The organism is Xanthomonas hawaiiensis, assembly GCF_031834635.1.
Taxonomy (GTDB): Bacteria; Pseudomonadota; Gammaproteobacteria; order Xanthomonadales; family Xanthomonadaceae; genus Xanthomonas_A; species Xanthomonas_A sacchari.
This window is the reverse complement of sequence record NZ_CP115873.1, coordinates 4321458-4341271: the sequence shown is the minus strand read 5'-3', so window position 1 is coordinate 4341271 and position 19814 is coordinate 4321458. Positions and strand designations below refer to the sequence as shown.

25 protein-coding genes are annotated in these 19814 nt (G+C 70.0%); 14 read left to right on the top strand and 11 right to left on the bottom strand.

All coding sequences use genetic code 11. The features are described 5' to 3' along the window. Nucleotides 1–157 precede the first annotated feature (157 nt). Both PG878_RS18485 and PG878_RS18480 read left to right on the top strand, forming a co-directional pair. Nucleotides 158–1105 carry an ABC transporter ATP-binding protein gene (locus PG878_RS18485; protein WP_209031560.1) on the top strand — a complete coding sequence of 316 codons (948 nt, stop codon included), beginning with the start codon at nt 158–160 and terminating at the stop codon, nt 1103–1105. Next, the gene (locus tag PG878_RS18480; protein WP_209031561.1) at nt 1102–1863 is read left to right on the top strand and encodes an ABC transporter permease; all 762 of its coding nucleotides are present in this window, start codon (nt 1102–1104) and stop codon (nt 1861–1863) included. Before PG878_RS18485 ends, PG878_RS18480 begins: the two co-directional genes overlap by 4 nt. A 78-nt stretch (nt 1864–1941) precedes the next feature. Here the strand turns inward: PG878_RS18480 and PG878_RS18475 are convergent, their stop codons facing one another. Next, nucleotides 1942–2184, bottom strand: coding sequence for a DUF3297 family protein (locus tag PG878_RS18475; RefSeq protein WP_010343635.1), 243 nt, complete (start codon nt 2182–2184; stop codon nt 1942–1944). A gap of 146 nt (nt 2185–2330) precedes the next feature. On the opposite strand from PG878_RS18475, the gene PG878_RS18470 reads away from it, so the two are divergent. Then, nucleotides 2331–2870, top strand: a complete 540-nt coding sequence (locus PG878_RS18470) for a DUF6630 family protein (protein WP_209031562.1) — start codon at nt 2331–2333, stop codon at nt 2868–2870. Nucleotides 2871–2987: 117 nt separating this feature from the next. Here PG878_RS18470 and PG878_RS18465 read toward each other — a convergent pair whose 3' ends face one another. The 6 genes from PG878_RS18465 to msrB all read right to left on the bottom strand — a co-directional run bounded on the left by PG878_RS18465 (nt 2988) and on the right by msrB (nt 6992). Continuing rightward, entirely contained in the window at nt 2988–3272 is a 285-nt protein-coding gene (locus PG878_RS18465) for a DUF4031 domain-containing protein (protein WP_010340278.1), read from the bottom strand. An 8-nt stretch (nt 3273–3280) separates the two neighbouring features. Next, nucleotides 3281–3805, bottom strand: coding sequence for a hypothetical protein (locus tag PG878_RS18460; protein WP_209031563.1), 525 nt, complete (start codon nt 3803–3805; stop codon nt 3281–3283). Nucleotides 3806–3914: 109 nt separating this feature from the next. Continuing rightward, nucleotides 3915–5108, bottom strand: a complete 1194-nt coding sequence (gene motB / locus PG878_RS18455) for a flagellar motor protein MotB (protein ID WP_209031564.1) — start codon at nt 5106–5108, stop codon at nt 3915–3917. A 7-nt stretch (nt 5109–5115) separates the two neighbouring features. Beyond that, entirely contained in the window at nt 5116–5970 is an 855-nt protein-coding gene (gene motA, locus PG878_RS18450) for a flagellar motor stator protein MotA (protein ID WP_209031565.1), read from the bottom strand. 113 nt (nt 5971–6083) lie between these two features. Then, nucleotides 6084–6476, bottom strand: coding sequence for a hypothetical protein (locus PG878_RS18445; protein ID WP_209031566.1), 393 nt, complete (start codon nt 6474–6476; stop codon nt 6084–6086). A 51-nt stretch (nt 6477–6527) separates the two neighbouring features. Beyond that, nucleotides 6528–6992, bottom strand: coding sequence for a peptide-methionine (R)-S-oxide reductase MsrB (msrB, locus tag PG878_RS18440; protein ID WP_209031567.1), 465 nt, complete (start codon nt 6990–6992; stop codon nt 6528–6530). A 138-nt stretch (nt 6993–7130) separates the two neighbouring features. On the opposite strand from msrB, the gene PG878_RS18435 reads away from it, so the two are divergent. Both PG878_RS18435 and PG878_RS18430 read left to right on the top strand, forming a co-directional pair. Then, nucleotides 7131–7571: a hypothetical protein gene (locus PG878_RS18435; protein WP_209031568.1), complete on the top strand. Its 441-nt coding sequence runs from the start codon at nt 7131–7133 to the stop codon at nt 7569–7571. Nucleotides 7572–7694: 123 nt separating this feature from the next. Continuing rightward, a complete protein-coding gene (locus PG878_RS18430; protein WP_209031569.1) occupies nt 7695–8075 on the top strand; it encodes a baeRF12 domain-containing protein in 381 nt (126 codons plus the stop codon). A 24-nt stretch (nt 8076–8099) separates the two neighbouring features. Here the strand turns inward: PG878_RS18430 and PG878_RS18425 are convergent, their stop codons facing one another. Further along, nucleotides 8100–8579, bottom strand: a complete 480-nt coding sequence (locus PG878_RS18425; RefSeq protein WP_209031570.1) for an Lrp/AsnC ligand binding domain-containing protein — start codon at nt 8577–8579, stop codon at nt 8100–8102. 136 nt (nt 8580–8715) lie between these two features. Here PG878_RS18425 and PG878_RS18420 point away from each other — a divergent pair, with 136 nt between their 5' ends. Both PG878_RS18420 and alr read left to right on the top strand, forming a co-directional pair. After that, a complete protein-coding gene (locus tag PG878_RS18420) occupies nt 8716–10023 on the top strand; it encodes a D-amino acid dehydrogenase (RefSeq protein WP_209031571.1) in 1308 nt (435 codons plus the stop codon). Next, on the top strand, nt 10002–11075 hold the full coding sequence (alr, locus tag PG878_RS18415) for an alanine racemase (protein ID WP_209031572.1): 1074 nt from the start codon (nt 10002–10004) through the stop codon (nt 11073–11075). The genes PG878_RS18420 and alr overlap by 22 nt, the downstream gene beginning before the upstream one ends. Nucleotides 11076–11122: 47 nt before the next feature. Here alr and PG878_RS18410 read toward each other — a convergent pair whose 3' ends face one another. After that, on the bottom strand, nt 11123–11692 hold the full coding sequence (locus tag PG878_RS18410) for a DUF3016 domain-containing protein (RefSeq protein WP_209031573.1): 570 nt from the start codon (nt 11690–11692) through the stop codon (nt 11123–11125). Between the two features lie 192 nt (nt 11693–11884). On the opposite strand from PG878_RS18410, the gene PG878_RS18405 reads away from it, so the two are divergent. The 5 genes from PG878_RS18405 to PG878_RS18385 all read left to right on the top strand — a co-directional run bounded on the left by PG878_RS18405 (nt 11885) and on the right by PG878_RS18385 (nt 16655). Then, entirely contained in the window at nt 11885–12355 is a 471-nt protein-coding gene (locus tag PG878_RS18405) for a hypothetical protein (RefSeq protein ID WP_209031574.1), read from the top strand. Between the two features lie 19 nt (nt 12356–12374). Next, nucleotides 12375–12620: a hypothetical protein gene (locus PG878_RS18400; RefSeq protein ID WP_209031617.1), complete on the top strand. Its 246-nt coding sequence runs from the start codon at nt 12375–12377 to the stop codon at nt 12618–12620. A gap of 163 nt (nt 12621–12783) precedes the next feature. Then, a complete protein-coding gene (locus PG878_RS18395; protein WP_209031575.1) occupies nt 12784–14784 on the top strand; it encodes a PAS domain-containing hybrid sensor histidine kinase/response regulator in 2001 nt (666 codons plus the stop codon). 141 nt (nt 14785–14925) lie between these two features. Continuing rightward, entirely contained in the window at nt 14926–15246 is a 321-nt protein-coding gene (locus PG878_RS18390) for a DUF3247 family protein (RefSeq protein WP_209031576.1), read from the top strand. Nucleotides 15247–15320: 74 nt separating this feature from the next. After that, on the top strand, nt 15321–16655 hold the full coding sequence (locus tag PG878_RS18385) for a PQQ-dependent sugar dehydrogenase (RefSeq protein ID WP_209031577.1): 1335 nt from the start codon (nt 15321–15323) through the stop codon (nt 16653–16655). Between the two features lie 316 nt (nt 16656–16971). On the opposite strand, the gene PG878_RS18380 is transcribed toward PG878_RS18385, so the two are convergent. Then, nucleotides 16972–17235 carry a hypothetical protein gene (locus PG878_RS18380; protein WP_209031578.1) on the bottom strand — a complete coding sequence of 88 codons (264 nt, stop codon included), beginning with the start codon at nt 17233–17235 and terminating at the stop codon, nt 16972–16974. 143 nt (nt 17236–17378) lie between these two features. Between PG878_RS18380 and PG878_RS18375 the strand changes: the two genes are divergently transcribed. Both PG878_RS18375 and PG878_RS18370 read left to right on the top strand, forming a co-directional pair. Beyond that, nucleotides 17379–18449, top strand: coding sequence for a class I SAM-dependent methyltransferase (locus PG878_RS18375; protein WP_209031579.1), 1071 nt, complete (start codon nt 17379–17381; stop codon nt 18447–18449). Beyond that, complete coding sequence (locus PG878_RS18370) at nt 18446–19153, top strand: pseudouridine synthase (protein WP_209031580.1); 708 nt, start codon at nt 18446–18448, stop codon at nt 19151–19153. The genes PG878_RS18375 and PG878_RS18370 overlap by 4 nt, the downstream gene beginning before the upstream one ends. Before the next feature lie 85 nt (nt 19154–19238). Here PG878_RS18370 and PG878_RS18365 read toward each other — a convergent pair whose 3' ends face one another. After that, the gene (locus PG878_RS18365; protein ID WP_209031581.1) at nt 19239–19802 is read right to left on the bottom strand and encodes a DUF1415 domain-containing protein; all 564 of its coding nucleotides are present in this window, start codon (nt 19800–19802) and stop codon (nt 19239–19241) included. Nucleotides 19803–19814: the final 12 nt, after the last annotated feature.

Here is a 19814-nt window from a genome sequence, read left to right as displayed (position 1 = left end):
GGCGCCACGACGGCGTCGCCCGGCGGGTGCGGACCCCTCGTTGGCGCACTGTCCCGCATCCGGGAGAGTGCTTCCGCCGGATCGGGATTTATCCATCACGATCGGGCTTCTACCCTGGGAGCCGTTTCCGCCGCCGCCGCGCGCCCAGGGAGTTCCCGTGTCGCCGATCATTTCCGTGCAACAACTCACCAAGACCTACGCCGGGGGCTTCCAGGCGCTCAAGGGCATCGACCTGGAGATCCGCCGCGGCGAGATCTTCGCCCTGCTCGGCCCCAACGGCGCCGGCAAGACCACGCTGATCAGCATCATTTGTGGCCTGGTCACCCCTAGCAGCGGCCGGGTGCTGGCCGATGGCCACGACATCGTGCGCGACTACCGCGCCGCACGCAGCAGGATCGGCCTGGTGCCGCAGGAACTGGCCACCGACGCGTTCGAGACGGTGTGGGCGACGGTGCGCTTCAGCCGCGGCCTGTTCGGCAAGCCGCGCGACGATGCGCACCTGGAGCGGGTGCTGCGCGACCTGTCGCTGTGGGACAAGCGCGACAGCCGCATCTCCACCCTGTCCGGCGGCATGAAGCGGCGCGTGCTGATCGCCAAGGCGCTGGCGCACGAGCCGTCCATCCTGTTCCTGGACGAACCCACCGCCGGCGTGGACGTGGAGTTGCGCCACGACATGTGGCAGATGGTGCGGCGCCTGCGCGAGCAGGGCACCACCATCATCCTGACCACGCACTACATCGAGGAGGCCGAGGACATGGCCGACCGCGTCGGCGTGGTCGCCCGCGGCGAATTGCTGCTGGTGGAGGACAAGCGCACGCTGATGCGCAAGCTCGGCAAGAAGCAGCTGGCGCTGACCCTGCAGGTGCCGTTGACGGTGGTGCCGGCGGCGCTGTCGACGCAGCCGCTGGAGCTGTCCGCCGACGGCGCGACGCTGACCTACACCTACGACGCGCAGGCCGAGCAGACCGGCATCGGCGCGCTGCTGCGGCAACTGGAGGCGCAAGGCGTGGAGATCAAGGACCTGCAGTCCAGCGAGAGTTCGCTGGAGGAGATCTTCGTCAACCTGGTGCGGCCGACGCCCGCCGCGGCGGAGGTGCGCGCATGAACCTGCACGCGATCGCCGCGATCTACCGCTTCGAGATGGCGCGCACCTTCCGCACGCTGACCCAATCCATCGCCTCGCCGGTGCTGTCGACCTCGCTGTACTTCGTGGTGTTCGGCGCGGCGATCGGCTCGCGCATGGGCGACATCGACGGCATCCGCTACGGCGCCTACATCATCCCCGGGCTGGTGATGCTGTCGCTGCTCAGCGAGAGCATCTCCAACGCCTCCTTCGGCATCTACATGCCGCGCTGGGCCGGCACCATCTACGAGGTGCTGTCGGCGCCGGTGGCGTGGTGGGAGGTGGTGATCGGCTATGTCGGCGCAGCGGCGAGCAAGTCGGTGCTGCTGGGCCTGCTGATCCTGCTCACCGCGCGCAGCTTCGTGCCGTACGAGATCGCGCATCCGCTGTGGATGTTCGGCTTCCTGGTGCTGACCGCGCTGACCTTCAGCCTGTTCGGCTTCATCATCGGCGTGTGGGCCGACGGCTTCGAGAAGCTGCAGGTGATCCCGCTGATGGTGATCACGCCGCTGACCTTCCTCGGCGGCAGTTTCTACTCGATCAACATGCTGCCGCCGCTGTGGCAGAAGATCAGCCTGTTCAACCCGGTGGTGTATCTGATCAGCGGCTTCCGCTGGGCGTTCTACGGCAAGGCCGACGTGCACATCGCGGTCAGCCTGGGCATGACCCTGGCGTTCCTGGCGCTGTGCCTGGGCGTGGTCTGGGCGATCTTCCGCAGCGGCTACCGGCTCAAGCCCTGAGCGATGCCCGAGGGTCGCGCGGCGTGCGGTCGCGCGTCGCAACGCGCCGGCGGGCGCTGTGCCTGCCGGCGCTCGCGTTTATTTGGCGTCGAGCCAGAACGCTTCGACGGTGCCCTTGACCTTCATGGTCATCGGGTTGCCGCGGCGGTCGCGCGCCTTGCCGACCTGCACGCGGATCCAGCCTTCGCTGATCGAGTACTCCTCGACGTTGTCGCGCTCCACGCCGTTGAAGCGGATGCCGACGCCGCGCGACAGCGTCTCGGCATCGTGGAACGGGCTCTGCGGGCTGACCGCCAGGCGGTCGGGGGGCGTGTCGGACATCGTGATGGCTTCGCGTGACGGCGGACAGCGCCGTCTTCCGGGCTGCGAAGGATAAACGTCCGCGGCGCCGTTGCCGAGTTCCGCGCTTCCGTCGCCGCGCCGGGCGCGGCACACTGGCGCTCCCCCGAGATGCCCGATGCGCCGCCATGCCCGACAACAGCGCCGACTACGACGATCCCGACGACCTGTTCGACGACGACGACGATCCGGACACCCAGCAGGGCCTGATCTGGAACCTGCTGCTGCTGATCAATCCCGGCGACGAGGAAAGCGCGCTGCGCCAGTTCGACGCCTACCGCGAGGCCGCCGGCGAGGCCGAGCGCGAGGACGCGGACTGGCTGTGGACGCTGAAGGACGCGATCGACTGGCGCGCGGGCTTCTACGTCGACGGCCACGACCGCGAGGCGCTGATCGGTGCGATCGACGAACTGGCTGCGCGCTGGAACCTGCGCATCGACTGGGGCGGCGATATCGACGATGCCGATTTCCTCGACGATCACGACAGCGCCTCGCTGCTGGCGGTGGCCTACGACCGCCTGCGCGAGCACGGCTACAGCATCTGGTGCTGGGACGCCGGCAGCGAGATCCGCGCCGGCTGGATGGCGCTCAGCCGCGACGACCAGGACATGCAGCGCCTGGCCGCGATCCTGGGCATCGACCTGCGCCCGGGCAGCGATCCGTTCTAGGCAGACGTCAGTCCGCGCCCCCAAGCATGCTGTAGGAGCGGCTTCAGCCGCGACAGGCATCCCCGGGAAAGCCCGTCGCGGCTGACGCCGCTCCTACGAAAGGCGCGGTGGCATCGCTCACTGCGCCTCGCCCCGCGCCTGCGCACGTGCATTGCGGATCAGCGCTTTCAGCAGTTCGCGATCGCTGTGCCGCGAGACCGGTACCGCGCCCAGGCGGATCGCCTCATCGCGCAGCGCGGCGGGCACGTCGTAGTGCGCGCCGCTGAGCTTGTTCTGGAAGGCGCGGCGGGGGATGCCCAGCCGCGCCGCCATGGCGTGCAGTTCGTCCAGCGTGTCGGCGAGCAGGTGGCCCCAGCGCTGGCCGCGCCAGGGATGCACCGCATCGTCGATGTAGACCGCCACGCGCCAGGTCAGGCCGGCTTGTGCGTGCCGTCGGCATCGGCCGCGGGTTCCGCGGTGGCGCTGCCGTCGGCCTCGGCCGCAGCGGCGTCGCGCGTCTCCGGCGCGTCGTCCGCTTCGGTTTCGCCGTCCGCTGCATCCTCCCCCGCACCATCGCCCGCGGCGAACTCGGCGACCAGCGCGTCCAGGTACTCGGTCGGGGTCTGGCCGGCCTCGGCCGCCAGCGCGTCGATCATCTGCTGCAGCTGCGCGGAGTAGTCGAGGGTGATGGTGTTGCCTTCCTGCTCCTGCAGGTTGGCCAGGTGTTTGAGCATCGCCAGCATCGGCACCGGATTGTCGGCATTGCCCATGGTCTGGCCACCGACCGACAGCAACCACTGGCGACCCTGCAGGCCGATCGCGGCCAGCACGCGGCCGCTCTCGTTCTGCAGCACGGCGTGGTTGGCGATGGGCTGCTCGCGACCCAGACGGGCGAAGGGACGCGGCGACTGCTGCTTCTTGCGCTTGTCGCGCTTGGCTTTGGATTGCTTGGACACGGCGGTCTCGTTGGCGAAGTGGCGGCCATTGTAAGCGCCGCGCCGTGTGCGGTCCCGCCGCGCCAGCACGGCGCGACCGCCGGGGCGGCCGCGTCCGCCGCCGCCACGCTCAGCGTGCGCTGGCCGCCTCGGTCCCGCCGCTGCCGGCGGCGGCCGTCACCGGTGCCCCGCCGTTGATGCTGCGCAAGGCATCGCGCGCGGCGGCGGCCGCCGCCTCCGGCGAGGTGGTGCGCGGCTCGGCGATCTGCACCGAGGCATTGGTCGGCGTCGCGGTCGGTGCCGCCGGGGCGGCGCCCGTCGTGGCGGCAGGCGCCGTCGCGGGCGCGCCCTTGGCGCCGGCCGGTGCCGCGGCTGCCTCCGTCGCCGCAGCGCTCAGGTCCGGCACCTTGGTGTCGGCATCGGGCTGCACCGTGCCCAGGGCGACGCTGTGGTCGCCATCGGCGGTGGCGGCGTCCTCGGCATCCTTGGTCATCACCACGATGCTGATGCGGCGGTTGATCGGATTGTTCGGCACCTGCTTGTCGAACAGCACCGAGGAGGACAGCCCGACCACGCGCGAGACCTTGTCCTCGCCCATGCCGCCGGCGACCAGTTCGCGGCGCGCGGCGTTGGCGCGGTCCGCGCTCAGTTCCCAGTTGCTGTAGCCGTTCTTGCCGCTGTACTGGGTGACGTCGGTGTGGCCGGTGATACTGATGTGGTTGGGGACCTGATTGATGAAGCCGGACAGCTCGTGGAGGATGCCGCGGGTATAGGGCTTGAGCACCGCGCTGCCGAGGTCGAACATCGGCCGGTTCTCCTTGTCCACGATCTGGATGCGCAGACCGTCCGGGGTCAGGTCCAGCAGCAACTGGTCCTTGAACGGTTCCAGCGCCTGGCTCTTGTCGATGGCTTCCTTCAGTTCCTGCATCAGGGTTTCCAGGCGCTCCTTTTCCTTCTCGCGCTGGGTGGTCTTGCTGTCGTCGCCCTTCAGGCTCTTGCTGCCGAACGGATCCTTGTTGTTGCCGCGCTGCATCTCGCCGGCGCCGCCGAGCTTGATCATCGAGGTGCTGGCGCCGCCGGGGCCGGCCATGCCGGGGCTGGGCGCCGGACTCTTGCCGGCCAGCGGGCTGGGATTGCGGAAGTATTCGGCGATCGCCGCGCGCTGTTCCTTGGTGGTGGCCGCGACCAGCCACAGCACCAGAAAGAACGCCATCATCGCGGTCACGAAGTCGGCATAGGCCACCTTCCACGCGCCGCCGTGGTGGCCGCCGCCCTGGACCTTCTTGACCCGGCGGATGACGACGGTGGGCTTGGTCTCGGCCATGACCGCGTTACTTGATCGTCTTCAGGTGGGTTTCGAAGTCGGCGAAGCTCGGCCGCACGTCGGTCGGCAGGGTCTTGCGCGCGAATTCGAGGGCGATCTTCGGGTTGTAGCCGCGCAGGCAGGCCAGCAGCGCGGTCTTCACCGATTCGAAGATGCGGCTGTCCTGCTCGGCGCGCGCTTCCATCGCCGCCGACAGCGGCGCGACGAAACCGTAGGCCAGCAGGATGCCGAGGAAGGTGCCGACCAGCGCCGCGCCGACGTGGTGGCCGATCTCCTCGATCGGGCCGCCGATCGCGCCCATGGTGATGACGATGCCCAGCACCGCGGCGACGATGCCGAAACCGGGCAGGCCGTCGGACACCTTGCTCAGCGCATGCGCCGGCGCCATCGCCTCGTGGTGGTGCTTCTCCAGCTCCAGCTCCAGCAGCGGTTCCAGTTCGTGCGGCTCGATGTTGCTGCCGATCATCAGGCGCAGGCAGTCGGTGATGAAGTCGAGCAGGTGGTGGTCGGCCAGCACCTTCGGGTAATTGCCGAAGATGGCGCTGTCGGCCGGGCGCTCGACGTGGTCTTCCAGGGCCATGAAGCCGTCGCGGCGCGCCTTGTTCAGCAGTTCGTAGATCAGGGTCAGGGTGCTGCGGTAGTCGTCGGCCTTGTACTGCGGACCCTTGAACACGCCCAGCACGCCGGCGATGGTGGCCTTGACGATCTTGCCCGGGGTGCTGACCAGGAACGCGCCCAGCGCCGCGCCGCCGATGATCATCAGCTCGTACGGCTGCCACAGCGCACCGAGTTTTCCGTTAGAGAGCAGATAGCCGCCGACCACGCTGAGGAGGACGACGACGAAGCCAACGATGATGAGCATGGCGGAGCAGCCTGCGGGCCGGAACGGGGACGCTCTAGATGTCGGCCCGGCGCCGCCGTTCTGAAGGTGTGAACCGTGCCGGGTTTTTGGCGGCCCCGCGGCGGCCGGCCTGCTCAGCCGGTCATGCCGCTGTCATGCCGGACGCATTTGAGCGTCTCGCCCAGGCCCGCCAGGGTCAGCGTGGCCTGGTCCGGCTGCGCCTGCAGAAAGACATTGCCCAGCGCATCGGTGTAGCGCGCGCCGGTGGCGGCGCCGGCATCGGTACGCTGCATGTCCAGGCGGGTACCGCGCACCTGCAGCGCCAGGCGCTCGCGCGCCGGATCGGCGGCCGCCTGCACCAGTTCCTCGCCGCAGCGCCACTGCATGGGCAGGGCATCGGCCTGCAGGCCGGGTGCGCTGGCAGGCGACGACGACGCGGTGGCGACCGGCGCGGCCTGCGCCGGCGGCGGGGTGGGGCTGCGCTGGCAGGCGCCCAGCGCGAGCGGCAGCAGCAAGAGGGGAAGCAACGAGCGACGCATACCGGTGGTCTCCCTGTGGCGGCGCGGCTGCGCCGGGAATCAGGCCGGTTCGGTCTCGCCGCCGCCGCGGTGCAGCGGGTTGGGCAGCGCCTGGCCCTGTTCGGTGAACTGCAGCGAGACCGAATTCAGGCAGTGGCGCTCGCCGCTCGGCGGCGGGCCGTCCGGGAACACATGGCCGAGATGGCTGTCGCAGCGGGCGCAGACGATCTCGGTGCGGATCATGCCGTGGCTGGTGTCGCGTATCTCGCGCACGTGGTCCGGGTGGTAGGGCGCGAAGAAGCTCGGCCAGCCGGTGCCGGAATCGAACTTGGCGCTGGAGCGGAACAGCGGCAGCCCGCACAGCCGGCAGGTGTAGACGCCCTCCAGCTTGTTGTCCAGGAACACGCCGCAGAACGGCGCCTCGGTGCCGTGCTGCAGCAGCACCCGGCGTTCCTCCACGTTCAGTCCGCCGATCAGGCGCTCGCGCTCGGCAGCGGTGGGAGGCGTGAGGTCGAATCGGCTCATGGCGTGGCCCGTGGCGGAAGAGGGGGGGAAACAACATGAGGGCTATACGGGGCGGATCAAGCGCGGCGGATGGCGTCGACGCGGCCGGATCGATGCGCTAGCGTGGAATCCTCGTCCCGGCCCATCGATGGAGCCACCGTGAACCGCTTGCTGCCCTGCGTTGCCATCGCCCTGTTCGTGCCGGCGCTTGCCGCCGCGCAGCATCTTCAGCCAGTCCCCGGGACACCGGCCAGCGATCGCGACGCCAACACCCTGCGGTCCGCACCGCCGCCGGCGCCCTCGGTGGCCAGCCGCCTCGACGAGCGTCCGCCGGCATCGGCCTCCGCTCCCAAGGCGACGCCGGTTCCCGCGCACCTGGACGATCGGCCGGGACAGGCCACGCGCGAGCGCCCGGCCACGCCAGCCGCACCGGCGGCAGCGGCCGACCCGTCCGCGCGCCGCCCGGTGCGCCTCTACGACCGCCGCGGCCAACTGATCCCCGGCGCAATGCAGGTCGGCCCGAATCGTGCGCTGGATACCCGCACCGGCCGTTACTACACCACCGTGCCCAGCGGCGACGGGGTGCGCATCCAGGACTGAGGGGCCTGCGCGCTCGCGACCAACGCGCGGCGAACGCCGCGTGGCCGCCATCCTCACAAATCGGTTCCTAGACTGACGGACCGGCCGCGACTGCCGCGGCGCCATGTTTTCGCAGGAGAACCGATGAGCAAGCTTCCCGACAACACCGTGATCGTCGTCGCCGACCGCACCACTGCGCGCCTGTTCCGGGTCAACCTGGCCGGCGAGACCGCGCTGCTGGAGCAGACCGAAGTGCTGAACCCGACGCCCATCGAGGGCGTGGAGGACGGCGACCGGCCGATGACCATGGATGAGGCCGGGTTCGTGCGTCAGATCGCCGAGCGGCTGTACCAGGACGCGCTGCGCGGGCAGGTCGAGCACCTGATGCTGGTCGCCGATCCGCACACGCTGGGGCAGTTGCGGCCGCTGCTGCACAAGGAGGTCCAGAAGCGGGTGGTGGCCGAACTGGCCAAGAACCACGCCAATTCCTCGCGCGACGACCTGGAGAAGCTGCTGGTCTCCTGACCGGCACGCATCCGCGCGGAACGCTCAGTCGGCGATCGGCAGGCTGAGCGTTTCCTTCACTTCTTCCATCACGATGTAGCTCTTGGATTCGCGCACGTGCGGCAGGGTCAGCAGCGTGCTGCCCAGCAGCTTGCGGTAGGACGCCATCTCGCTGATGCGGGCCTTGAGCAGATAATCGAAGTCGCCCGAAACCAGGTGGCACTCGAGCACATTGGGCAGCTTCAGCGCCGCCCGGCGGAACTCCTCGAAGATGTCGCCGGACTTGTAGGCCAGGCTGATCTCCACGAACACCAGCAGGCTGGCCTTGAGGTAGTGCGGGTCCAGCCGCGCGTAGTAGCCGGTGATGGCGCCGTCGCGTTCCAGCCGGCGCACCCGCTCGGTGCAAGGCGTGGTCGACAGGCCGACCCGCTCGCCCAGTTCGGTGAAGGAAATGCGCCCTTCCTGCTGCAGGATGCGCAGGATCCTGCGGTCGATCTTGTCCAGTTCGCGGGGGCGTGCGGCCATGCGGGCGGGTCTCAGGGGTTTGGCCTGCCGGGATGGCAGAAGTCAGGGGAAAATCCTGGGTTGGGCTGCCTATACTGCACCGAACTTCTGCCCTGGTGCCATCCAGCCAGGGAATTGATCCAAGCGGAGTAGACGCATGCGGGTTCTGGTTCTCGGCAGCGGTGTGATCGGCACCACCACGGCGTGGTATCTGGCCCGCAGCGGCTGCGAGGTGACGGTGGTCGACCGCCAGCCGGCGGCCGGGCTGGAGACCAGCTACGCCAATGCCGGGCAGGTCTCGCCCGGCTACGCATCGCCATGGGCCGCGCCGGGGGTGCCGCTGAAGGCGCTGAAGTGGCTGTTCCAGCGCCATGCGCCGCTGGCGATCACCCCCACCGCCGATCTGCAGCAGTACCTGTGGTTGGCGCAGATGCTGCGCAACTGCACTGCCGAGCGCTATGCGATCAACAAGGCGCGCATGGTGCGCCTGTCCGAGTACAGCCGCGACTGCCTGGATCAGCTGCGCGCGGAAACCGGCATCGCCTACGAAGGCCGCCAGCTCGGCACCACCCAGTTGTTCCGGACCCAGCAGCAACTGGACGGCGCGGCCAAGGACATCGAGGTGCTGCGTGAGTACGGCGTGCCCTACGAACTGCTGGACCGCGCCGGCATCGCCCGGGTCGAGCCGGCCCTGGCCAGCGCGCCGGCCAGCCTGGTGGGCGCGCTGCGCCTGCCCAACGACCAGACCGGCGACTGCCGCCTGTTCACCCAGCGCCTGGCGGCGATGGCCGCCGCGGCCGGCGTGCAGTTCCGCCAGGGCGAGACCATCGAGGCGCTGCAGGCCGATGGCGAGCGCATCGACGGCGTGCGCATCGGCGGCCGGGTGGAGCGCGCCGACCGCTACGTGGTCGCGCTGGGCAGCTACTCGCCCGGCCTGCTGGCGCCGCTGGGCATCCGCTTGCCGGTGTACCCGCTGAAGGGTTACTCGCTGACCCTGCCGATCCGCGACGCGGCGCTGGCGCCCACCTCCACCATCCTCGACGAGAGCTACAAGGTGGCGATCACCCGCTTCGACGAACGTATCCGCGTCGGCGGCATGGCCGAACTGGCCGGCTTCGACCTGTCGCGGCCGGCACGGCGCCGTGCCACCCTGGAAAAGGTGGTCAACGATCTGTACCCGCGCGGCGGCGACCTGGCCGCGGCCGAGTTCTGGACCGGGCTGCGCCCGGCCACCCCGGACGGCACGCCGGTGGTCGGCGCCACCGGCTACCGCAACCTCTTCCTCAACACCGGCCACGGCACGCTGGGCTGGACCATGGCCTGTGGCTCCGGTCGCTACCTGGCCGACCTGATGGTCTCGCGGCAGCCGCAGATCAGCGGCGAGGGCCTGGACATCTTCCGTTATTCCCGCGGTTCCGCCGCGTCCGTTACCGAGGCCGTCGCGTGCGCCCAGCCCGTGCAGTGATCGATCTCGGCGCGCTGCGCCACAACTACCGCCTGGCCCGGCAACTGAGCGGCGGCAAGGCGCTGGCGGTGGTCAAGGCCGATGCCTACGGGCACGGCGCGGTGGCCTGCGCGCGCGCGCTGGACGGCGAGGCCGACGGCTTCGCGGTGGCCTGCATCGAGGAGGCGCTGGAACTGCGCCAGGCCGGCATCGCCGCGCCGATCCTGTTGCTGGAGGGCATCTTCGACGCCGACGAACTGCCGCTGGTCGCCGAACACCGGCTGTGGTGCGCGGTGGCCTCGCCCTGGCAGGTGGAGGCGATCGCCGCCTTCGCCGCGCCGCAGCCGCTGTGCCTGTGGCTGAAGCTGGACAGCGGCATGCACCGGCTTGGCCTGGCGCCGGACGAGTTCCGCGCCGCGCACGCGCGGCTGAGCGCGCTGCCGCAGGTCGAGCGGCTGGTGCTGATGAGCCACTTCGCCCGTGCCGACGAGCTGGACAGCGCGCGCACCCGCGAGCAGGTGGAAGTGTTCCGCCAGGCCACCGCGGGCCTGGCCGGCGAGACCAGCCTGTGCAACTCGCCGGCGCTGCTCGGCTGGCCGGAGTTGCGCAACGACTGGGGACGGCCGGGACTGATGCTGTACGGCGCCGACCCGTTCGCCGCGGCGGCCACGCTCCCCGGCGAACTGCGCCCGGTGATGACCCTGCAGTCCAGGATCATCTCGGTGCGCGATATCGCGCCGGGCGAGCCGGTCGGCTACGGCGCGCGCTTCGTCGCGGCGCGCCCGACCCGGGTCGGGGTGGTGGCGATCGGCTATGCCGACGGTTATCCGCAGTTCGCGCCCAACGGCACGCCGGTGCTGATCGACGGCGCGCCCGGCGCACTGATCGGGCGCGTGTCGATGGACATGCTGACCGTGGACCTGACCGACCACCCGCAGGCCGGCCTCGGCAGCGAGGTGCGGTTGTGGGGCGAGCGGCCGCGCATCGATGCGCTGGCCGGGCGCTGCAGCTCCAGCGCCTACCGGCTGCTGTGCGGCCTCAAGCGCGCACCACGCGTCTATCTCGACGCATGAGCCATGGCTGACGGCGCCGGCGCGATGCCGGCGCCGCGCGCGGTGCCTCAGCGCTCGGCGACCGTGCTGTCCTTGCGCAACTGCCGGCGCAGCCAGTCGTCGAGCATGCGCTTTTCGTAGCGCAGCGGGTCGGTACTCAGGCCGACCGAGCTGTTGTACAGGTAGCTCGGGTCCATCAGCTTCGGCTGGCCCTGCGCCAGCACCTGGCCGTCGGCGCCGTACAGGGTGAAGTCGAGGCTGATCCGCGGCGGGTACAGGTCGCGCATCACCCGTACGTCGTTCCAGTTGGGGCCGTGCCACGGCTCGAAGTCGCCGGCGCGCTTGATGTCGGTCAGCTTGATGTCCAGGCGCTGCCCGGGCTGCAGTTGCTTGGCGGCCTGCTTCTGCAGGTAGGTGGCCAGGTCCTGCACCCAGTCGCCGCGTTCGGCTTCCCAGCGGTTGCGGCTCTGCCGCAGTTCGCTGAAGGTGGCCGGGTCGGCCCAGCTCACCTGCACCGGGCCATCGCTGGCCAGGCTGCGCGGGGCCTGCGGGTCGGTGACGTTGCGGATCTCGGCGGAGGCGCCGCCCGCCCACAGGCAGGCAACAGCCAGCGCCGTCCAGGCATGGCGGATCTTCATGGCGGATCTCCAGGAGGCGTACGCGCAGTGTGTGCCTGCGCCGGCGCGCCCGCAATCGCGGCGAGCCGCGCGGCGGCGACCGTTGACCGCGGATTCATCCGCCCGGACATGACGGACGGCTCACATCGCCTCGCCGCCTGCTTCACGGCGCGCCCGGGAGCATGGCAGCCACTCGAGCACGACGGGGATCGCATGAAGACGCCGCTGTTCCACCAGGCCCACACCGGCAGCGATGTGCGCCTGCAGTTCATCGACTGGGCCAAGCGGCATGGGCACAGCCCGGCCAGCGGTGCGGCCGCGTTCGTCGAGCACCAGGCCAACCTGGACGAGGCGGCGCGGCAGTTGCGGCTGAATCCGGGCGACGACGTCCGGCATCTGCTGCGGCGCTACCTGGTTTCGCTCGGCGAGGCGCAGGACGTGGCCGTGCAGTTCCCGCCCAGCTACCACTACCGCAGCCCGCAGGGGCAGAGCTTCCGTTACACGCTGACCCTGGTGCTGGCCGAGGACGGGGTGGAGTGGAAGGCGCGGGTGTGGACCGGCCTGGAATACCTGGGCCTGATCGTCGGCCGCGGCGCCGGCCCGCGCGCCAACTACACGCGCCTGTCGCGGATGGCGGTGGAGCACGAATTGGCCAGCGACGCACCGCGCTTCACGCTCGGCTGAGCAATTCAGGAACCTTGGCATGTCCGTCGTCAGCGCCCCCGAGCGATCCGTCGTCCCAGAAGACTTCCGCCGACAATGCCGGCAGCTGGGGCCGGCACGCGTGCAGCAATTGCTGGAGGCGTCGCCGCCGCCGTGGCGCGAAGAGGCCGAGCGCTGGCTGGAAGAGCAGGCATTGCGCAATGCGCGCCTGACCCAGTGGATGGTGCTGGCGGGCATCGGCCTGTCGTTGCTGGGCATCGTGCTGGTGATCGCGTTCTTCTGGTGACCCTGTCCGGGCAACCGCCGTCGATGCCGCGGCTTGACGGCGGCGGAGCGGCTTAACAAGATGGGCCTTTCGCCTCGCCGTTCCTAGCGCGTCGTTGCTGCGCCGCGGATGCCGGGCACCGTCTTCATCCGTTGCCGTAGGCCGCTTCCAGAGCTACTCCGTCATGCATGCCAGTCCAGACTCCACGTCATCTTCGCTCGCGCAGGCGACGGACCTGCAGTACCGCGAGATCTTCGACAAGAGCGATTCCGGCTTCTGCGTGATCCAGGTGTTGTTCGAGGGGGAGCGTGCAATCGACTATGTGTTCCTGCAGGTCAACCCGGCCTTCGAACGCGAGACCGGCTTGCGCGACGTGGTCGGGCGACGCGTCCGCGACGTGTTGCCGACGCTGGAGGAGCACTGGTTCCAGCGTTACGCCGAAGTGGCGCTGAGCGGCCGCTCGGTCAAGTTCGAGAATTTTGCCGCGGCACTTGGGCGTTGGTGGACCGTGGATGCGTTCCGCGTCGGTGCGCCGGAGCTGCGCCAGGTCGCCATCCATTTCCTCGACATCACCGAACGCAAGCGGGTGGAGCGCGATCTGGCCGAGAGCGAGGCGCGCTTCAGTGCGCTGGCCGAGGGCCTGCCGATGCCGGTGTGGGTACTGGACGCCCAAGGCGAACTGCGCTTCACCAACACCGCCTACGCCGAATTCTTCGGGATCGACCCGCAGAGCGACGATGCACGACCAGGCTGGGGCGATGTGCTGCATCCGGAGGACGTGGGCGTGTTCGCCTACGAACTGCGCAACGCGCTGCACGACCAGCGCAACCTGCGCGCGCTGGTGCGTGCGCGCCGCCACGACGGCGAGTGGCGCTGGCTGGAAATGACCGCAGTGCCGCGGTATGCCGCCGAGGGCCAGTTCATCGGCCTGGCCGGCAGCAGCCCGGACGTTACCGAACGCCGCGACATCGAACTGGCGCGCGAGCAGTTGCTGGAATCCGAGCGCAGCGCGCGCAACGCCGCCGAGAGCATGGCGCGGCTGAAGGACGAGTTCCTGGCGACGCTGTCGCACGAACTGCGCACGCCGCTGACCACCATCCTCGGCTGGAGCGACCTGCTGCTGCAGCGGCTGCCGCCGGGCGATCCGAGCAGCAAGGGCCTGTCGGTGATCGCCAGCAGCGCGCGCGCGCAGCAGCGGCTGATTTCCGACATGCTCGATCTCAGCAGCATGCTGCTGGGCAAGGTGCAGCTGGAAGTGGAGGCGCTGGACCTGGCCGAGCAGGTGCGCGAGGCGATGCGCGCGCAGGAGCCGGTGGCCGAAGGCAAGGACCAGACGCTGACCCTGCAGGCGCCGTCGCAGCCGTGCATGGTGCTGGGCGACGCCACGCGCCTGCAGCAGGTGTTCTGGAACCTGCTCTCCAATGCGGTCAAGTTCACCCCCGCGCACGGGCGCATCGCCCTGGCGATCGCGCTCGAGGACGATGGCGAGCATGTCAGCGTGGCGGTGCGCGATTCCGGCGACGGCATCCCGCCGGAATTCCTGCCGCATCTGTTCGGCCGCTTCCGCCAGGCCGACAGCACCACCACGCGCCTGCACGGCGGCCTTGGCCTGGGCCTGGCGATCGTGCAGCAGTTGGTGGAGATGCACGGCGGCCAGATCAGCGCGGCCAGCGAGGGCCGCGGCTGCGGCTCGGTGTTCACCGTGCGCCTGCCGCTGCACCGCGACGCGCCGGGTTCGCGCCCGCTGCGCGAGGTGCGCGCCTTCGCGATGGCCGAGCAGGTGGTCGAGGCGTATTCGCTCAAGGGCATGCGCCTGCTGGCGGTGGAGGACCAGCCGGACATGCTCGACTACCTGCGGCGCCTGCTCGAGGAGCAGGGTGCCGAGGTGGTCGCGGTGGGCTCGGCCAGCGAGGCGCTGGAGGTGCTCGACGGCGGCGGCCATGCGGCGATCGACGTGATGGTCACCGACATCGGCATGCCGGGCATGGACGGCTACGGCCTGATCCGCACCGTGCGCGAGAACATGGGCCTGGGCGCGGACGACCTGCCGGCGGTGGCGGTGACCGCGCTGGCGCGCGCCGACGATCGCCAGCGCGCGTTGCAGGCCGGCTTCCAGGAACACCTGGCCAAGCCGTACAGCGTGGCGCAGCTGGTGTCCGCGGTGCGCTTCGCGCGGCAGCGCTAGGGAGCGTCGTCGCTCGACGGGCATGCCGCGCCCGCACGATCCGACGCGGCATGTTCGGTAACCGAGGGTGTCGCGGCGCTCTTGCCCACCGGCTCACGCAGGCGGCGCTAGGCTGCAGCGGTCCCCACACGGAGTCCGCCGATGACCCAGTTTGCCGAGCGTATCCATACCGACCAGGCGCAGATCCAGGCGCTGGAAGCGTTGATCCTGCAGCTGCCGGGCCAGGCGCATGTGCGCATCGAATTGCACGATGGCAGCGTGTGCTTCGGCACCGTGTCGGTGCGCCCCAGCATCCAGCAGTTCCGCGACGCCGAGGGCAACGAAGGCAGCAATGCACTGGTGCGCATCGACGATCTCGACGACCCGGCCCGACACCGCTATCTGTGGCTGGACCAGATCCGCAGCGTGCGCCAGCTTCCGGCACGGCCCTGGGATGTCGATCCGCGCGACGCCGCCTCTTGACGCATCTTTCACTTTTCGCGCGGCGGGGCTGTGCATCATCGGCGTTCCCCCGTGTTCCCGGATATCCAAGACGCATGGCCATGTCTTCGCCGATTCGTGCCCGTTGGGTGTTGTGTGCGCTCAGTGCCGCCCTGCTCGCCGCGTGCGGCGACACCGCCAGGCACGCCATCGAAGAGGGCATGGGACCGGATCCGGTGTTGCCCGATCCGGTCAAGCGCATGATCCCCACGGTCAAGGTCGCCGAGGTCAAACGCTGGGCCGATGGCGCCGCGCCGATGCCGGCCGCGGACCTGGCGGTGCAGGCGTTCGCCCGTGATCTGGACCATCCGCGCTGGCTGTATGTGCTGCCCAATGGCGACGTGCTGGTCGCCGAGACCGCCGAGCCGCCCGCCCCGGAAAAGGAGAGCAGCGGCCTGCGCGACAAGATCCAGGGCGCGATGATGTCCAAGGCCGGCGCCTCCGTGCCCAGCGCCAACCGCATCACCCTGCTGCGCGATGCCGACGGCGATGGCGTCGCCGAGGTACGCACGCAGTTCCTCAAGGGCCTGTATTCGCCGTTCGGCATGGCCCTGGTCGGCGACCGCCTGTATGTGGCCAATGCCGATGCCCTGGTCAGCTTCCCGTACAAGGACGGCGACACCCAGATCACCGCCGCGCCCAGCTTCGTCGCCAACCTGCCTGGCGGCATCAATCACCACTGGACCAAGAGCCTGCTGGCCAGTCGCGACGGCAAGAAGCTGTATGTGGGCGTCGGCTCCAACAGCAACGTCGCCGAGAACGGCATGGACCAGGAGCTCAACCGCGCCGCGATCCTGGAAGTGGATGCGGCCAGCGGCGCCACCCGCGTGTTCGCCAGCGGCCTGCGCAATCCGGTGGGCCTGGCCTGGCAGCCCGGCACCGACACGCTGTGGACCGTGGTCAACGAACGCGACGAGATCGGCAGCGACCTGGTGCCCGACTACCTGACCTCGGTACGCGAGGGCGGCTTCTACGGCTGGCCCTACAGCTACTACGGGCAGCATGTGGACGAGCGGGTGCAGCCGCAGAACGCGGAGATGGTGGCCAGCGCGATCAAGCCCGACTATGCGCTGGGCCCGCACACCGCCTCGCTCGGCCTGGCCTTCTACGAGGGCGCGCTGCTGCCGCCGACCTACCGCGGCGGCGCCTTCATCGGCCAGCACGGTTCCTGGAACCGCAATCCGCCGTCCGGCTACAAGGTGATCTACGTGCCCTTCGTCAACGGCAAGCCCAGCGGCAAGCCGCTGGACGTGCTGACCAGCTTCCTCGACGCCGAAGGCCGCGCCCAGGGCCGCCCGGTCGGCGTGGCGGTGGACAAGCCCGGTGCGCTGCTGGTCGCCGACGACGTCGGCAACATCGTCTGGCGGGTGACCCCGAAGCCGGGCAAGTAAGCGGCGAACGGCGGGCGCGTCTGCCGCCCCACGCGCGTAGGAGCGGTTTCAGCCGCGACGCGGAAGACCTCATGATGAGGCCCGGTCGCGGTGCAGCCAGCCCTGCATGCCATGGCAGACGCGATGCGGCGCATGGCGCGGGTGATCGCGAATCGCGTGGCGTACGTTGCACGGTGAGACGATGAGGCGAGGTGCACCCGTAGGAGCGGCTTCAGCCGCGACAGGCATCATCGGGAACGCCCATCGCGGCTGAAGCCGCTCATACGCATCAGCTCATACGCATCACGTTCGAATGGACTACGCCAATCGCCCGGCGTCAGTGCTCCACCGGCGCCGGCTCCACGCCAAAACGGCGGGCGTAGCCGCGTTCGTCGAACACGCGCTGCACTTCGGTGTCGCCCAGTTCCGGCGCGGCATAGACCGCATAGACCACGCTGCCGTCGTCGCGTGCGCCACGCTGGTGCAGGCGGTAGCGCGGGCGCCCGGTGCCGGTGTTCTCCGGGTAGTGCAACGGCGGCTGGCTGCCATCCAGATCCACTTCGCTGTTGTCGACGACGCCGCCGATGAACACTGCGCGCATGCTGCCTCTCCGGTCGTTGGGTGCCTTGCAGCCTAGGCGCGGCGATGTTGCCGAAACATCAATGATGTGTTGGATTCGCGCAAAACCGGGCTCGCCGCGCGCTGCCGGTAGAATGCGCGTCCCTGTTCCGACGACCACGCCCGATGCCGGCCGCGCAAGACGCTCCCCTCGAGACCCTGTTCCTGCCCTTCGCCCAAGGCCTGCTGCGCTGGCCTGCCGGCAAGGTGCTGTTCCTGCGCGCCCGCGACGGCTGGGCGCTGCGCCAGCACGCGCAACCGGCGCAACTGGTCTGCGAGCAGGACTACCGTCCGTTCGCCAGCGCGCTGCAGCAGGGCGGCTGGACCGTGCGTGCCGAGCAGGACGGCGACGCCGATGCCGGCGGCTACGCGCTGGTGCTGGTGCTGCCGCCACGCCAGCGCGAGGAGGCGCGGGCGCTGCTGGCGCGCGCGGTGGCGCTGGCCGCACCGGGCGGCATCGTGGTGGCCTGCCAGGCCAACAACGAGGGCGCGCGCTCCGGCGAGGACGATCTGCAGCAACTGGCCGGTCTCGGCGGCAAGCTGACCAAGCACCACTGCCGGGTGTACTGGACCGCGCCCCTGCAGGGCGGCCACGACGCCGCGCTGCAGCAGCGCTGGGCCAAGCTGGATGCGGTGCGGCCGATTCTGGACGGGCGCTTCCGCAGCCGTCCGGGCGTGTTCGCCTGGGACCGCATCGACCCGGCCTCGGCGCTGCTGGCCGAGCACCTGCCCGCCGACCTGCGCGGCCGTGCCGCCGATCTCGGCGCCGGCTACGGCTACCTGTCGGCCGAACTGCTGGCGCGCTGCCCGCAGCTGACCGCGCTGGACCTGTTCGAGGCCGATGCGCGCGCGCTGGCGTTGGCGCGCGCCAACCTGGCGCAGGCGCCGGCTGCGGTCACGCTGGGCTTCCATTGGCACGACGTGACCACCGGATTGCCCGGACACTACGACGTCATCGTCAGCAATCCGCCGTTCCATGCGCCGGGACGGATGGAGCGGCCGGACATCGGCCGGCGCTTCATCGCCGTGGCGGCGCAGGCGCTGGCGCCCGGCGGGCGGTTGTTCCTGGTCGCCAATCGCCATCTGCCCTACGAGGCGGTGCTCGACGCCAGTTTCGGCGAAACCGAGGTGCTCGCCACCCGCGACGGCTTCAAGCTGATCCACGCGGTGCGCAGCCGCGCCGGAGCGCGCCGATGAAACTGGTCAAGCACCTGGCCAACCTCGGCTACGGCAGCCGCAAGCAGGTGGCGCTGATGTTCCGCGAAGGCCGCATCACCGATGCCGACGGCGAGGTGTTGTATGCCGACGACCAGGTGCCGCACGCGGCGATCCGGGTCGACGGCGAAGCGCTGGATCCGCCGCCCGGGCTGATCCTGGCGCTGCACAAGCCGGTCGGCTACACCTGCTCGACCAAGGACCCGGGACGCATCGTCTACGACCTGCTGCCGCCGCGCTTCCGCCTGCGCTCGCCATTGCTATCCACGGTCGGGCGGCTGGACCGCGACACCAGCGGTCTGCTGCTGATGACCGACGACGGCGCGCTGCTGCATCGCATCGTCTCGCCGAAGGCGCGCCTGGCCAAGGTCTACGAGGCCACCCTGGCCGAGGACCTGCGCGGCGACGAAGCAGCGCAGTTCGCCAGCGGCACGCTGCTGCTCGATGGCGAGACCACGCCGCTGCTGCCCGTGGAACTGGAGACGCTGGGGCCGCGGCAGGTGCGCGTGGCCCTGCACGAAGGCCGCTACCACCAGGTGCGGCGCATGTTCGCCGCCGTCGGCAACCACGTGGCGGCGCTGCACCGCAGCCGCATCGGCGGCTTCGCCCTGGGCGATCTGCCATCGGGGCAGTGGCGGGTGCTGGAGACGGCGGACGTGGCGGGGCTGTTCGAGGGCGGGGAGTAGGGATTGGGGATTCGGGATTGGCAAAGGCGCGATGCGCCACGCACCGCCGCAAATCCCGCTTTTACCAATCCCCAATCCCGAATGCCTAATCCCGCCCCTCAACCGCCCGCTTCCAGCCCTCCGGCCCCAGTTTCTCCAAGGTCTGGAGATTGCGCTCGACGATCACGTCCGCGTCGGGGAAGGCGGCCACCGCGCGTTCCACGCTGTCCTCGCGCAGCAGGTGCAGGGTGGGGTAGGGCGCGCGGTTGGTGTAGTTGCCGATGTCGTCCGGCGCGGTGCCGGCGAACTGGTACTGCGGATGGAAACTGGCCACCTGCAGGATGCCCTGCAGGTCCAACGCCTCGACCGCGGCGTCGGCGTTGTCGAGGAAGTCGTTGTAGTCCAGGAAATCCTGCAGTACGTCCGGATGCACGATCAGCGTGGTGTCGATCTGCGCGGCCGGGGTGTCGCGCAGCAGCACCAGTTCCTCGGCCAATTGTTCTAGCAGCGCCTCGGGCGTGCTCGCATCGCTGAGCACGTAGCGGATCTGCTGCTTGACGTGCACGGCCTTGGCGAACGGGCACAGGTTCAGGCCGATCACCGCGCGTTCCAGCCAGCGGCGGGTCTCGCCCAGGTAATCGGGCGCGTCGCCAGGGGTCTCGTCGAGCATCGGTCGCAGCAG

Excerpts from the sequence above, each read along its gene's own strand:
- PG878_RS18480 (WP_209031561.1), top strand. The coding sequence starts at position 1,102 with ATGAACCTGCACGCGATCGCCGCGATCTACCGCTTCGAGATGGCGCGC.
- PG878_RS18475 (WP_010343635.1), bottom strand. The coding sequence starts at position 2,184 with ATGTCCGACACGCCCCCCGACCGCCTGGCGGTCAGCCCGCAGAGCCCG.
- PG878_RS18470 (WP_209031562.1), top strand. The coding sequence starts at position 2,331 with ATGCCCGACAACAGCGCCGACTACGACGATCCCGACGACCTGTTCGAC.
- motB (WP_209031564.1), bottom strand. The coding sequence starts at position 5,108 with ATGGCCGAGACCAAGCCCACCGTCGTCATCCGCCGGGTCAAGAAGGTC.
- motA (WP_209031565.1), bottom strand. The coding sequence starts at position 5,970 with ATGCTCATCATCGTTGGCTTCGTCGTCGTCCTCCTCAGCGTGGTCGGC.
- msrB (WP_209031567.1), bottom strand. The coding sequence starts at position 6,992 with ATGAGCCGATTCGACCTCACGCCTCCCACCGCTGCCGAGCGCGAGCGC.
- PG878_RS18430 (WP_209031569.1), top strand. The coding sequence starts at position 7,695 with ATGAGCAAGCTTCCCGACAACACCGTGATCGTCGTCGCCGACCGCACC.
- PG878_RS18425 (WP_209031570.1), bottom strand. The coding sequence starts at position 8,579 with ATGGCCGCACGCCCCCGCGAACTGGACAAGATCGACCGCAGGATCCTG.
- PG878_RS18420 (WP_209031571.1), top strand. The coding sequence starts at position 8,716 with ATGCGGGTTCTGGTTCTCGGCAGCGGTGTGATCGGCACCACCACGGCG.
- PG878_RS18410 (WP_209031573.1), bottom strand. The coding sequence starts at position 11,692 with ATGAAGATCCGCCATGCCTGGACGGCGCTGGCTGTTGCCTGCCTGTGG.
- PG878_RS18405 (WP_209031574.1), top strand. The coding sequence starts at position 11,885 with ATGAAGACGCCGCTGTTCCACCAGGCCCACACCGGCAGCGATGTGCGC.
- PG878_RS18400 (WP_209031617.1), top strand. The coding sequence starts at position 12,375 with ATGTCCGTCGTCAGCGCCCCCGAGCGATCCGTCGTCCCAGAAGACTTC.
- PG878_RS18395 (WP_209031575.1), top strand. The coding sequence starts at position 12,784 with ATGCATGCCAGTCCAGACTCCACGTCATCTTCGCTCGCGCAGGCGACG.
- PG878_RS18390 (WP_209031576.1), top strand. The coding sequence starts at position 14,926 with ATGACCCAGTTTGCCGAGCGTATCCATACCGACCAGGCGCAGATCCAG.
- PG878_RS18385 (WP_209031577.1), top strand. The coding sequence starts at position 15,321 with ATGGCCATGTCTTCGCCGATTCGTGCCCGTTGGGTGTTGTGTGCGCTC.
- PG878_RS18380 (WP_209031578.1), bottom strand. The coding sequence starts at position 17,235 with ATGCGCGCAGTGTTCATCGGCGGCGTCGTCGACAACAGCGAAGTGGAT.
- PG878_RS18375 (WP_209031579.1), top strand. The coding sequence starts at position 17,379 with ATGCCGGCCGCGCAAGACGCTCCCCTCGAGACCCTGTTCCTGCCCTTC.
- PG878_RS18370 (WP_209031580.1), top strand. The coding sequence starts at position 18,446 with ATGAAACTGGTCAAGCACCTGGCCAACCTCGGCTACGGCAGCCGCAAG.
- PG878_RS18365 (WP_209031581.1), bottom strand. The coding sequence starts at position 19,802 with ATGCTCGACGAGACCCCTGGCGACGCGCCCGATTACCTGGGCGAGACC.